At 69.2% G+C, this 12,810-nt stretch carries 12 protein-coding genes; 1 reads left to right on the top strand and 11 read right to left on the bottom strand.

Annotation, left to right across the window (positions count from 1 at the left end):
- Positions 1-58 precede the first annotated feature (58 nt).
- A complete protein-coding gene (gene hflX / locus ABIC47_RS18915) occupies positions 59-1,594 on the bottom strand; it encodes a GTPase HflX (protein ID WP_089876399.1) in 1,536 nt (511 codons plus the stop codon).
- Positions 1,595-1,694: 100 nt separating this feature from the next.
- On the opposite strand from hflX, the gene ABIC47_RS18910 reads away from it, so the two are divergent.
- Positions 1,695-2,267 (top strand): class I SAM-dependent methyltransferase, encoded by a 573-nt coding sequence (locus ABIC47_RS18910; protein ID WP_020077319.1) that lies wholly within the window; start codon positions 1,695-1,697, stop codon positions 2,265-2,267.
- Positions 2,268-2,375: 108 nt separating this feature from the next.
- Here ABIC47_RS18910 and dapF read toward each other — a convergent pair whose 3' ends face one another.
- The 10 genes from dapF to ABIC47_RS18860 form a co-directional block, all read right to left on the bottom strand.
- Complete coding sequence (gene dapF, locus ABIC47_RS18905; RefSeq protein ID WP_354483021.1) at positions 2,376-3,254, bottom strand: diaminopimelate epimerase; 879 nt, start codon at positions 3,252-3,254, stop codon at positions 2,376-2,378.
- A gap of 10 nt (positions 3,255-3,264) precedes the next feature.
- Complete coding sequence (miaA, locus tag ABIC47_RS18900) at positions 3,265-4,239, bottom strand: tRNA (adenosine(37)-N6)-dimethylallyltransferase MiaA (protein ID WP_354483062.1); 975 nt, start codon at positions 4,237-4,239, stop codon at positions 3,265-3,267.
- Positions 4,236-5,846: a tRNA (N6-isopentenyl adenosine(37)-C2)-methylthiotransferase MiaB gene (miaB, locus tag ABIC47_RS18895; RefSeq protein ID WP_354483018.1), complete on the bottom strand. Its 1,611-nt coding sequence runs from the start codon at positions 5,844-5,846 to the stop codon at positions 4,236-4,238. Before miaB ends, miaA begins: the two co-directional genes overlap by 4 nt.
- Positions 5,847-5,917: 71 nt before the next feature.
- On the bottom strand, positions 5,918-6,787 hold the full coding sequence (locus ABIC47_RS18890; RefSeq protein WP_354483015.1) for a regulatory protein RecX: 870 nt from the start codon (positions 6,785-6,787) through the stop codon (positions 5,918-5,920).
- 31 nt (positions 6,788-6,818) lie between these two features.
- Complete coding sequence (gene recA / locus ABIC47_RS18885; RefSeq protein ID WP_018191453.1) at positions 6,819-7,892, bottom strand: recombinase RecA; 1,074 nt, start codon at positions 7,890-7,892, stop codon at positions 6,819-6,821.
- Between the two features lie 173 nt (positions 7,893-8,065).
- Positions 8,066-8,290: a DUF3046 domain-containing protein gene (locus tag ABIC47_RS18880; RefSeq protein ID WP_018191454.1), complete on the bottom strand. Its 225-nt coding sequence runs from the start codon at positions 8,288-8,290 to the stop codon at positions 8,066-8,068.
- An 82-nt stretch (positions 8,291-8,372) separates the two neighbouring features.
- Entirely contained in the window at positions 8,373-8,684 is a 312-nt protein-coding gene (locus ABIC47_RS18875; RefSeq protein WP_018191455.1) for a helix-turn-helix domain-containing protein, read from the bottom strand.
- 158 nt (positions 8,685-8,842) lie between these two features.
- Entirely contained in the window at positions 8,843-9,349 is a 507-nt protein-coding gene (locus ABIC47_RS18870; protein WP_354483011.1) for a CinA family protein, read from the bottom strand.
- Positions 9,336-9,959 carry a CDP-diacylglycerol--glycerol-3-phosphate 3-phosphatidyltransferase gene (pgsA, locus tag ABIC47_RS18865; protein WP_018191457.1) on the bottom strand — a complete coding sequence of 208 codons (624 nt, stop codon included), beginning with the start codon at positions 9,957-9,959 and terminating at the stop codon, positions 9,336-9,338. The genes ABIC47_RS18870 and pgsA overlap by 14 nt, the downstream gene beginning before the upstream one ends.
- A 9-nt stretch (positions 9,960-9,968) precedes the next feature.
- Positions 9,969-12,803, bottom strand: coding sequence for a DNA translocase FtsK 4TM domain-containing protein (locus ABIC47_RS18860; RefSeq protein WP_354483008.1), 2,835 nt, complete (start codon positions 12,801-12,803; stop codon positions 9,969-9,971).
- Positions 12,804-12,810: the final 7 nt, after the last annotated feature.

Genomic DNA, 12,810 nt, shown 5'->3' with positions numbered 1-12,810 from the left:
CTCCCGCGTCATCCAGTGACACAGAGGATCCGCCCGGCCTTCGGGATACGGTGTGCGGCTACGAGGTCGCGGCCACCTCGAACGGCTCGAACGCCGCATGGTACTCGGGCATGATCCGCGCGGTCACGCGGGTGCCCTCCTCCACGTACTCGGTCGAGATCACCCGGCCCCGCTCGTGCAGCGCCGAGATGAGGTCGCCGCGGTCGTACGGCACCACCAGCTCCACCTCGAGGGAGGGATCCGGCAGCAGCCGCGCGATGGCGGCCAGCACCTCGTCGATCCCCTCGCCGGTCCGTGCCGACGCGAAGATCGCGCCCGGCTCCAGTCCGCGCAGGATGAGCCGGTCGTCCGCCGAGATCAGGTCGGCCTTGTTGAAGACCACGATCTCCGGAATGTCGCGGGCGCCCACCTCGCCGATCACATCGCGCACCGTCGCCAGCTGCGAGGCCGGGTCCGGGTGCGAGCCGTCGACCACGTGCAGGATGACGTCGGAATCGGCGACCTCCTCCAGCGTCGACCGGAACGCCTCCACCAGCTGGTGCGGCAGGTTGCGCACGAAGCCGACGGTGTCGGCGAGCGTGTACAGCCGGCCGTCGGCGGTCACCGAGCGGCGGACCGTCGCATCCAGCGTCGCGAACAGCGCGTTCTCGACCAGCACGCCGGCCTTGGTCACGCGGTTCAGCAGGCTCGACTTGCCCGCGTTGGTGTAGCCGGCGATCGCCACCGACGGCACCGAGTTGCGGTTGCGGTTCGCGCGCTTCGCCTCGCGGGCGGGTTTGAAGCCGGCGATCTGCTTGCGCAGCCGGGCCATGCGCGTGTGGATGCGGCGACGATCCAACTCGATCTTCGTCTCACCCGGTCCGCGCGAGCCCATGCCGGCGCCCGCTCCACCCACCTGGCCACCGGCCTGCCGGGACATCGACTCACCCCAGCCACGGAGGCGCGGGAGCAGGTACTCGAGCTGCGCGAGCTCGACCTGCGCCTTGCCCTCGCGGCTCTTGGCGTGCTGGCTGAAGATGTCGAGGATCACCGCGGTGCGGTCGATCACCTTCACCTTCACCACGTCCTCCAGCGCACGGCGCTGGCTCGGTGCGAGCTCGGTGTCGGCGATGACGGTGTCGGCTCCGAGGGCCGCCACGATCCCGGCCAACTCCTCGGCCTTGCCGCGGCCGAGGTAGGTGCTGGGGTCGGGATGCGGTCGCCGCTGCAGCAGCCCATCGAGCACGGCCGCTCCTGCGGTCTCCGCCAAGGCGGCGAGCTCGCGCATCGAGTTCTCGGCGTCCTGCAGGGAGCCCTGCGAGTACACGCCGATCAGCACGACGTTCTCCAGTCGCAGCTGCCGGTACTCGACCTCGGTGACGTCCTGGAGCTCGGTGGAGAGCCCGGACACACGTCGAAGCGCCGCGCGCTCCTCGCGGTCGAGCTGCTCGCCGTCGTGCAGTCCGCCCTCGACGGCGTCCGCCTGCAGGGCCTGCGCCCGTGCGGACGCATCCGAGCCGAACAGCGTCACCGTGGCACGGTTGTCCTGCGTGGCGAGCACGCGCGCGACCACGTCGTCTGCGTCGTGGTCGCGGATGTCGGTCTTATCAGTCATTCAGTTCCCCGATCCGGGTTAACCCTAGTTTGTTCGTGTCCTGTACGGTCTGCTTATGGCCAGCGGAGATCACTACTTTTCCCCGGCGCCCGAGAGCGAGATGAACCTGCGGCCGTTCACCGTTCAGCTCGCCGGCCAGACATATGAACTGGTGACGGCGAACGGGATCTTCAGCCCCGAGCGCATCGACATGGGTACGCGAGTGCTGCTGGACCATGTCCCCGCAGCGCCGCCCGGAGGTCAGTTCCTCGACCTCGGCTGCGGCTGGGGGCCACTGGCTCTCACACTTGCTCTCGAATCCCCTCATGCGACGGTCTGGGCCGTCGACGTCAACACCCGAGCGTTGGACTTGGTGCGCAGGAATGCGCAGAAGCTCGGTCTCACCAATGTAAACCCGGTGACGCCGGATAATGTTCCCGATGACGTGCGATTTACGACGATCTGGTCGAATCCACCGATCCGCGTCGGCAAGAACGAGCTGCACAACATCCTGGAGCGCTGGCTGCCCCGGCTCGAGCCCGGGTCGGACGCCTGGCTCGTCGTGCAGCGCAACCTCGGCAGCGATTCCCTCCAGCGATGGATCCAGGCGACCTTCCCCGAGCTGACCACCACGCGAGCCGCGACCTCGAAGGGCTACCGCGTCCTCCGAGCCCGCTCCCACGCCGACGCCTGACCACGCCCTCGCGCTTCCCCTCCCCCGTCGAGTACGCACAAACTTGACGCCGTCGCGTCGCGGCGCGTGCAATTTGTGCGGACTCGACGGTGGGTGAAGGGGGTTCGGTTAGGCGAGGTCTAGGGTGCCGGTGAAGACTAGGGCGGCGGGGCCGGAGAGGCCGACGTGCTCGCCGTCCTCCGTCGCGAACATGCGGACGCCGACGGTGCCGCCGGGCACCTCCACGCGCCACTGGTTCGGGGCGCCCTCGCCCGCCCAGTAGCGGACCGCGAGCGCGGCGGCCGCAGCACCCGTGCCGCAGGAGAGCGTCTCGCCGCTCCCGCGCTCGTGCACGCGCATCCGGATGCGGCCGACGCCGTCGACGACGAGCGGCTCGTGCGGCACCACGAACTCGACGTTCGCTCCGTGCTCGGGGGCCGGCTCGATGTGCGGGATGTAGGAGAGGTCGGCCGCGTCGAGCTCGGAGTCGTCGGCGACGGCGACGACGACGTGCGGGTTGCCCATGTCGATGCCCAGCCCGGGCCGGGCGACGGCGAGCTCCTTGGCGCGGACGAGCGGCTCACCGCCGTCGAGCCGCCAGCGGCCCAGGTCGACCTGGAAGCCGTTGGTGCTGCGCTGCACGTCACGCACGCCGGAGCGCGTGCCGATGGCGATCGTCCCGCCCTCGGGGAGCTCGGCGAGGCCGGTCTCGAGGAGGTAGCGGACGTAGACGCGGATGCCGTTGCCGCACATCTCGGCAGGCGACCCGTCGGCGTTGTAGTAGTCCATGAACCAGGTGGCCGCGTCGTCCTCGGCGAGGGCTGTCTCGCCCTCGGAGAGGTGCGCGGAGCGGACCGCACGGATGACACCGTCGGCACCGACGCCGAAGTGGCGGTCGCAGATCTCGGCGATCTGGGCGGCGGTGAGCGGCAGGCGCCCCTCCGGGTCGGAGTAGAGCACGAAGTCGTTGCCCGTGCCCTGACCCTTGGTGAAGTGGATGGTCGCCATGCGTTCCAGCCTAGCGACCCGCCGCGGGTGCGCCGCGCTCGACTGCCTCCGCCGAATCCACCAGCGCGATGGCCGCATCCACCAGGTCCGGGGCGTCGTAGTCGAGCCAGTGGATGCCCGGGTAGCGCTTGAACCAGCTGACCTGCCGGCGGGCGTAGCGACGGGTCAGCTGCTGGGTCTGGGCGATCGCGTCCTCGCGGGAGAGCTCGCCGCGCAGCTCGGCGAGGGCTTGGGCGTAGCCGATCGCACGGCGGGCGGTGACACCGCGGTCGATGCCCTCAGGGATCAGTGCCGTCACCTCGGCGAGCAGCCCCTCCGCCCACATCCGGTCGACGCGGGCGTCGAGCCGGGCGACGAGTTCGTCGCGCGGGGCGGCGAGCCCGATGATGAGGGTCGGTTCGTGCCAGAGGGACGGTTCGTCGGGCAGCGCGCCGGTGACGGAGGTGCCGGTCAGCTCGGCGACCTCGAGGGCGCGGACGATGCGGCGGCCGTTCTGCGATCCGATCCGCCGGGCGGCTTCCGGGTCGCGTTCGGCCAGGCGCTGGAAGAGCATCCCCGGCCCGTGCTCGGCGAGTTCCGCTTCGAGGCGTGCCCGAACCTCGGGGTCGGTGCCCGGGAACCGCAGGTCGAACAGCACGCTCGACACGTACAGTCCTGAGCCGCCGACCAGGATGGGGACGGCGCCACGGTCGGCGATCTCCTGGATGCGCGCCCGCGCTTCCGGCTGGTAGCGGGCGACGGTGGCCTCGTCGGTTACGTCGAGCACGTCGAAGAGGTGGTGCGGGATGCCGCGCCACTCTGCAGCCGGGAGCTTCGCCGTGCCGATGTCCATGCCGCGGTAGAGCTGCATCGCGTCGGCGTTGACGACCTCGGCGGCCCATCCTCGGACGCGCATCGTCTCGGCCAGCGCCAGCGAGAGGTCTGTCTTGCCGGTGCCGGTCGCGCCGACGATGGCGACGAGCGGAGGGACGGGCGCCGCGCTCAGCGCTGTCCGTCCGTCGGGTCGTAGATCGGCATCGTGCCGACGCCCGGCGACGTGAGCGGCTCGCGGGTGCGGAGCGTCGGGAGTCCGAGGGAGACCCGGCCCGCCGCGGCGCCCGCCGCCGTGCCGCCGTGGGTGGGCACGGCGCAGGACTCGGCCTCTGCACGGTCCCAGGCGTCGCCCGCCCGGGTGCGGCGGATGCGCAGGGGCGCGCCGTCCGCCGAGTCGGCGATGAGGTGGTGCGGCGCGGCCTGGGTGACGCGGACGGTGACGACGTCTCCGGGACGCGGCGTCTCGGAGCCTGCGGGCAGCTCGAAGTGCACGAGGCGGCTGTCTTGGGCGCGGCCGCTGAGCCGGCGCGTGTCGGCGTCCTTCCGGCCCTCGCCGTTGGCGACGAGGAGTTCGACCTCGCGGCCGATGAGCTTCTGGTTCTCCTCCAGGGAGATGCGCTCCTGCAGCGCCGTGAGCCGGTCGTAGCGCTCCTGGACGATCTCCTTGGGCACCTGGTCCCCCATGGTCGCCGCGGGCGTGCCGGGGCGGATGGAGTACTGGAAGGTGAAGGCCGACGCGAAGCGGGCTGCTTCGACGACGCGGAGCGTCTCCTGGAAGTCCTCCTCGGTCTCACCGGGGAAGCCGACGATGATGTCGGTGCTGATCGCCGCATCCGGCAGCTTCGCCCGCACGCGGTCGAGGATGCCGAGGAACTTCTCAGAGCGGTACGAACGGCGCATGGAGCGGAGGATCCGGTCGGACCCGGACTGCAGCGGCATGTGGAGCTGCGGCATGACGTTGGGCGTCTCGGCCATCGCGTCGATCACGTCGTCGGTGAACGCTGCGGGGTGCGGGCTGGTGAACCGGATGCGCTCGAGGCCATCGATCTGGCCGGCGGCGCGCAGGAGCTTGCTGAATGCCTGACGGTCTCCGAACTCCACGCCGTAGGAGTTGACGTTCTGTCCGAGCAGCGTGACCTCGATGGCCCCGTCGTCGACGAGGGCCTGGATCTCGGCGAGGATGTCGCCCGGGCGGCGGTCCTTCTCCTTTCCGCGGAGCGACGGGACGATGCAGAACGTGCACGTGTTGTTGCAGCCGACCGAGATGGAGACCCAGCCGGAGTACGACGAGTCGCGCTTGGTCGGAAGCGTCGACGGGAAGGTCTCGAGCGATTCGAGGATCTCGATCTCGGCGGCGTCGTTGTGCCGGGCGCGCTCGAGAAGGCTCGGAAGCGATCCCATGTTGTGAGTGCCGAAGACGACGTCGACCCACGGCGCCTTCTCGAGGATGACGTTCTTGTCCTTCTGGGCGAGGCACCCGCCCACGGCGATCTGCATGCCTTCGTGCCGCCGCTTCACGCCGGCGAGGTGGCCGAGGTTGCCGTAGAGCTTGTTGTCGGCGTTCTCGCGCACCGCGCAGGTGTTGATGACGACGATGTCGGCCTCTTCACCGTTGGCGGGGATGTAACCCGCCGCTTCGAGGGAGCCGCTGAGGCGCTCGGAGTCGTGGACGTTCATCTGGCAGCCGAACGTGCGCACCTCGTAGGTTCGCGCTCGGCCGTCGGGACGGACTGCCGCCTCGGAGGGCGCGATGACGCTGTGCTGTTCCAGGATGCTCATGATGGCGACAAGTCTACGTTTCTCGCCGCCTGGCAGGCGACGTGGTCACGGGGCGTTCGGCAGACGCCCGCCTACTGGAAACGGACTCCGGAACCGCCACGCGGGCGCCGGGTCGCGAACGCCGCATCCATCGCCTGCCGCACGACATCCGACGCGTACCCTTTGCGCGCAAGGAACCCGTGCAGCCGGCGTCGGGCGGTCTCGTCGTCGTAGGACGACAGCTGCCCCATGCGCTTCACGGCCAGCTCCGTCGCGCGCTCCAGTTCGTCGTCGTCGCCGATGTCGGCCAACGCGGCCTCGATCAGGACGGGATCGATGTGGCGGCGCTTGAGCTCCTGCTCGATCGCCGTGCGCCCGAGCCCCTTCCGGCTGTGCTGGGTGAAGGCAAGCGTCGCAGCGAGCGCTGCGTCGTCGATCACGCCGAGCACCTCCAGCCGATCGAGCTCCGGCCCGTACACCGCCGGGTCGATCTCGCGCTTGGTGAGCAACTGCTCGAGCTCCCACCGCGACATCCCCCGCCGCGCCAGCTGACGGATCGCGACCCCGGACGTCTTGCGCGCCTGCCGAACCGTCTCCTCGTCGACCTCCGCCTCGTCGGGAATCGACGGCGCCGGGGGCTCGGCGCCCCAGGTGTTGTTCCACCCGGAGTCCAACCCCGCGTCGGTCCTCTGACCGGATCGCCCGCGCGCGGCTCCCGCCGCGGCATCCCCGCCTGGAGCCTCCCCAGGCAATGCGACCACCGGCCGCACAACGCCTTCCTGCGACCGGCCCTCGTGGGCCTTGCCGCGGCGCGACGGATGCTGGTCGCCGTCGGCACCGCGGGTGGAGGCCGCTCGCCGGAGTGGGGTTACGGGAGCCAAATGCTCCCGCTCCCCCGCCTCGGCGGTCGACGTGCCGTCACCCTGGTCGTCCTGCGGAGAGGACGGGAACTTCACCACCACGAGGATCTCCTCCGTGAGGCGAAGGGCACGGTTACGCGCCCTTTCGAGCCTGCAGCTTGTCTTCGATCGACCCGACGTTGGACGGCTCTTCCGCCACCGCGTTCGGGTCGGCCATGATGCCCAGCTTGATCTTGATCTTCTGCTCGATCTCGGACGCGATGTCCGGGTTGGCGATCAGGAAGTTGCGCGAGTTCTCCTTGCCCTGGCCGAGCTGGTCACCCTCGTAGGTGTACCAAGCGCCCGACTTCTTGACGAGGCCGTGCTCCACACCGAAGTCGAGCAGGCTGCCCTCGCGGGAGATGCCGACACCGTAGAGGATGTCAAACTCCGCCTGCTTGAAGGGCGGGGCCATCTTGTTCTTGACCACCTTCACCCGGGTGCGGTTGCCGACTGCGTCGGCGCCGTCCTTCAGAGTCTCGATACGACGGATGTCGAGGCGCACCGACGCGTAGAACTTGAGCGCCTTACCACCGGCGGTGGTCTCCGGGCTGCCGAAGAAGACACCGATCTTCTCACGCAGCTGGTTGATGAAGATCATCGTGGTGTTGGTCTGGTTGAGGCCACCGGTGAGCTTACGAAGAGCCTGCGACATCAGACGGGCCTGGAGGCCGACGTGCGAGTCACCCATCTCGCCCTCGATCTCGGCGCGGGGCACGAGCGCGGCGACGGAGTCGATGACGATCAGGTCGATGGAGCCGGAGCGGACCAGCATGTCGGCGATCTCGAGCGCCTGCTCACCCGTGTCGGGCTGCGAGACGAGGAGCGCATCGATGTCGACGCCGAGCTTTCGTGCGTACTCGGGGTCGAGCGCGTGCTCCGCGTCGATGAAGGCTGCGATGCCGCCCGCCCGCTGGGCGTTGGCGATGGCGTGAAGGGTCAGGGTCGTCTTACCCGACGACTCCGGGCCGTAGATCTCGACGATGCGGCCGCGGGGCAGTCCGCCGATGCCGAGGGCGACGTCGAGGGCGATGGATCCGGTCGGCACGACCTCGACGGGGGCGCGCTCGTCGCTGCCCAGTCGCATGACGGAGCCCTTGCCGAACTGGCGGTCGATCTGCGCGAGGGCTGTTTCCAGGGCCTTCTCGCGGTCTGCGGGTGATGGCATTTTGCGGTTCTCCTTCGTGGGCTTCGCTACGGTTCGACTCTAGGAGTGACGTCCGACACCCGAAGCGAGGGACGCGCATCTGTGGACAACCGGTTTTCGACTGCCGATGTGAAGAAGTGTAGCCAGTTCCGAACATATCTTCGAGAACCGAAAATGGCGTGTCGCGCCGACGGTCAGCGCTTCGGGGCAGGCTTTCCCGCGCCGTACCAGTGTGACTGCGGCACACCGGTCTCCTTGCAGAGCGCGATCCACACCTCGCGCGGAGACAGACCCGCGGCGATGGCCTCGTTGGGCGTGCGGCCGCCGAGTTCGCCGAGGACGAGGTCGGTCAGCAGCGTCTGACCGTAGGTGCTGCCGAACTCGTCGGTGACGGCGCGCTGGAACTCGCTGAGCTTCATGGGTCCTTAGTTTCGGAGAGCCGGGAGGGGGTAAACGAAGGACGCCCCGCCGAGAGCGGGGCGTCCTCCTGAGTGTGCGGGATCAGCGGGCGACCAGGTCCGAGTCCATCGCCGAGACGAACTCGTCCGGAACCGTGTCCGGAATGACCGGCTCGAGACCCTCGAGCACCGCGATCCGATCGCCGACCTCGCGCATGATGACCGAGACCGGCGTCTCCAGAGCGTCTGCCACGGAGGCGAGGATCTCGCTCGACGCCTCCTTCTGTCCGCGCTCGACCTCACTGAGGTACCCGAGCGCGACGCTCGCCTTACTGGCGACCTGGCGGAGCGTACGACCCTTTTGCAGGCGGAAGTCCCTGAGCACGTCGCCGATTTCCTGACGTACAAGAATCATTCGGAGCCTCCCTCTCTTACCCTGCCGACGTATCGATGGGATACGAATGTACCGCATCCCTGCGCTCCACGATATCGAGGGCTACTGGGCTTTTCTTGTGAATGCAGCAGGTGTAACCAGACCGAAACACCGCGTATTCCCGCGGTAATCCGGGAGTCTCAAACACCCGTTATGCCGAGCTCGTCCGCAAGCGCCCGGACGGCCTCGACGACCGTCTGCCGGCGGATGCCGTCTCGATCGCCCGTGAGAGCGAGCGCGACGGACCGCGCACCCGCATCGGAAGCGACTCCGACATAGACCGTGCCGACCGGTCGCCCGCCCTGCGGATCGGGTCCGGCGACTCCCGTCGTAGCCACTCCGATGTCGGCCGGGCGGTCGGCGACGGCCAGACGATCGCGGACGCCGACGGCCAGTTGACGGGCGACCTCGGGATGGACGGGGCCCTCCGCCGCGAGCAGAGCGGCGTCCACCCCCAGCAGGGTGTGCTTCAACTCGGTGGCGTAGACCACCGCTCCCCCGAGGACGACGGCGGAGGCTCCGGGGACGCTGGTGAGCTCGGCGGTGAGGAGGCCGCCGGTGAGCGACTCGGCCACCGCGATCGTGAGCCTGCGCTGGATCAACGCGTGGACGACCGTCTCTGTCGCTGATGGATCAGGCGACGGCATGCTTCGCTCTCCGGCCCTTCCACGCCTGCCAGAGGTAGTCGATGCCGGTCCAGACCGTGAGGATGACGGCCGCGGTCATGAGGATGCCGTTGACCCAGAAGATCCAGTCTCCGAACACCGTCCACAGCGGGACGAGCGCGAAGGAGATGGCCACCGACTGGACGATGGTCTTGATCTTGCCGCCGCGCGAGGCGGCGATGACGCCCTGCCGGATCACGACGAAGCGGTAGACGGTGATCCCGATCTCGCGGACCAGGATCACGACGGTCACCCACCAGGGCAGCTCCCCCAGGATGGAAAGCGCGATGAGCGCACCCCCGGTGAGCACCTTGTCGGCGATGGGATCGAGGAGCTTGCCGAGGTCGGTGACGAGCCCCTGGCGACGGGCCAGGGCGCCGTCCACGCCGTCCGTCGCGATCGCGACGATGAAGAGCACTGCGGCCGCCCAGCGGAGCCAGCCGTCGTCTCCGCCGTCGGCGAGCAGCATCCAGACGAACAGTGGAGCGAGCAGGATGCGCACCACGGTGATCGCGTTGGGCAGGTTCCAGTTGCTCACGTGCTCTGTTCCGCCGTCCGCCGCTGCGGGCGGAGGCGTGTCGGGCACCGACATCGTGGTCGTCTACTCTCTGTCGGTCAGCTGCCAGGCGTCCTCGTCGGAGTCGCCCTCGACCTCAGGATAGCCCGCCGTCATCGCCGCGACGGGGTCGTTTCCGTAGCGGTCGTCGATCTCAGCGTCACCGGCCCCGGCAGCGGGTCCGAGCGCAGCGGACGCGCCCGCTCCCGCTCCCGCCGCGGCACTCGGCGCGGACGGTGCCACGCCGGCGGGCGGCTCCTCGCCGCGGAGCCGCGCGATCACCTGCGGGAGCTGCTCCGCCGTGGCGAGCACGTCGCGGGCCTTGGAGCCCTCGGACGGCCCGACGATCTCGCGGGACTCCAGCAGGTCCATGAGCCGGCCGGCCTTCGCGAAGCCGACGCGCAGCTTGCGCTGCAGCATCGACGTGGAGCCGAACTGCGACGACACGACGAGCTCGGCGGCCGCGAGCAGGAGCTCGAGGTCGTCGCCGATGTCGGAGTCGATCTGCTTCTTCTCGGCCGACACCGTGACGTCCTGCCGGTACTCCGGCCGCGCCTGCCGGGTGACGTGGTCGACGACCTTCTGGATCTCGTCCTCGTTGACCCACGCGCCCTGCACGCGGATCGCCTTGGATGCACCCATCGGCAGGAACAGGGCGTCGCCCTGGCCGATCAGCTTGTCGGCGCCCGGCTGATCGAGGATGACGCGCGAGTCGGTGACGCTCGTCACCGCGAACGCCAGCCGCGAGGGGACGTTCGCCTTGATCAGTCCGGTCACGACATCCACCGAGGGTCGCTGGGTGGCGAGGACCAGATGGATGCCGGATGCGCGTGCCAGCTGCGTGATGCGGACGATCGAGTCCTCCACGTCGCGCGGCGCGACCATCATCAGGTCGGCGAGCTCGTCGACGACGACGAGCAGATACGGATACGGCTTCAGCTTCCGTTCACTGCCGGCGGGCAGGACGATCTCGTCGTTCACGACGGCGCGGTTGAAGTCGTCGATGTGGCGGAAGCCGAAGCTCGCCAGATCGTCGTACCGCATGTCCATCTCCTTCACGACCCACTGCAAGGCCTCGGCGGCCTTCTTCGGGTTCGTGATGATGGGCGTGATGAGGTGCGGGACGCCGCCGTAGATGGTCAGCTCGACGCGCTTCGGGTCGATGAGCACCATCCGCACCTCGGACGGCTTCGCGCGCATCAGGAGGCTGGTGATCATCGAGTTGACGAAGCTCGACTTGCCCGAACCGGTGGAACCGGCGACGAGCAGGTGGGGCATCTTGGCCAGGTTCGCGACCACGAAGCCGCCGCCGACGTCTTTACCGACGCCGATCGTCATCGGGTGGACGCTCTTCGTGGCCGCGGGAGACCGCAGCACGTCGCCGAGCGACACGATCTCGCGGTCGCTGTTCGGGATCTCGATGCCGATCGCGCTCTTGCCCGGGATCGGCGAGAGGATGCGGACCTCGTTACTCGCGACGGCGTACGACAGGTTCTTGCTGAGCGCGGTGACGCGTTCGACCTTCACGCCGGGGCCGAGCTCGATCTCGTACTGCGTGACCGTCGGGCCGCGCGAGTAGCCGGTGACCTTCGCGTCCACACCGAACTGCGTGAGGACGGACGTGATGGCGGCGACGATCTCGTCGTTCGCGCCGGAGCGGGTCTTCGCGGGCGTTCCGGCGGACAGCATGGTTGCGGACGGGAGGTTGTACGGAGCAGACGGCTCCGGGAGCGCCGGCGGGGCGACCTCCTCGTCGAAGTCCTCGGCGCCGGCCTGGAAACCGGGGAGCACGGCCGCGCCTCCAGGGGCGCCGCCCACCGGCGGGAGCGGCGCGACGGCCGTCGGCGGCTGCTCTCCGGTGAACCGCTGCAGGGCGTCCTCGGCGTTGGCGAGCTCGCTCAGCACCTCGGTGTTGTAGTGATCGCTGGCCGGGTCGGGTTCGAGGGCGGTCGCGAACTCCCCCTTGCCCCGCTGGCCTGCGCCGAAGACCTCGGTGAGGCCGTCCGCCGGGGCGGCGTCATACTCCGGGTCCTCTTCGCGCTGCGACTTGTTCCGGCGCCACCAGGGCAGGTTGGCCTCCTGCTCCGGCTCGTCGTCGACGCCGTCGAGCTCGACCTGCTTGGATCGAGCTTCCTTCGCCTCCTGACGCTCGTCCTCCGTCGGCAGCTGCGCCCCGAACAGGTAGGCGTACAGCTCACGGATGCGCTCGGGCAGCTTGTTCGGCGGTGTCTTGGTGATGATGAAGAGGCTGAGGATCAGCAGCAGGATGATGACGGCGCCCGCGCCGTATGGCGTGATCAGCAGCGACAGCGGCGCGGCGATCAGCCACCCCAGCACACCGCCCGCCTGCGCGAGCGCGTTCACGCCGTCGCTCGGAGACGGGTGCGGGCTGAACAGATGACACAGCCCGGACACCGTGAGCAGCAGGATGCTCAGGCCGATGCCGATGCGCGTGTTGTCGTGAACCGAGCTGGGATGGCGGAACAGCCACGCGGCGAACAGCACCATGACCACCGGGAGTGCGAACGCCACGCGCCCGAAGAGCAGACCGAACGTCGATGCGTCCAGCATGCGCGCGACCTGGTTGTTGATGAAGAACCACTCGATGACGGCACCGGCGGCTGCTAGCAGGACCAGGAAGAACGGAAACCCGTCACGGCGCTCTTCTTTCGCCAGCTTCTCCGGACCGAGCGCACGGAATGCGGCGCCGGTGAGGTGGGCGAGGCCCATCCACGCGCGGATCAGCGGACTGGACCCCGCATCGGCTGCCGGGTAGGCGACCGTCTTCTGCTGCGCGGTCTTCGACGCCGGCTTGCGCGCGGTCGACCCGCCGCGACCGGAGTTCCGGGCGCGTGCATTCGACTTGGTGCTCGTAGCCATGGCACAA

Source organism: Leifsonia sp. 563 (genome assembly GCF_040545055.1).
GTDB lineage: Bacteria > Actinomycetota > Actinomycetes > Actinomycetales > Microbacteriaceae > Leifsonia.
Note: the sequence above shows the minus strand (reverse complement) of the source record. Positions and strands in the feature narration are given on the sequence as shown.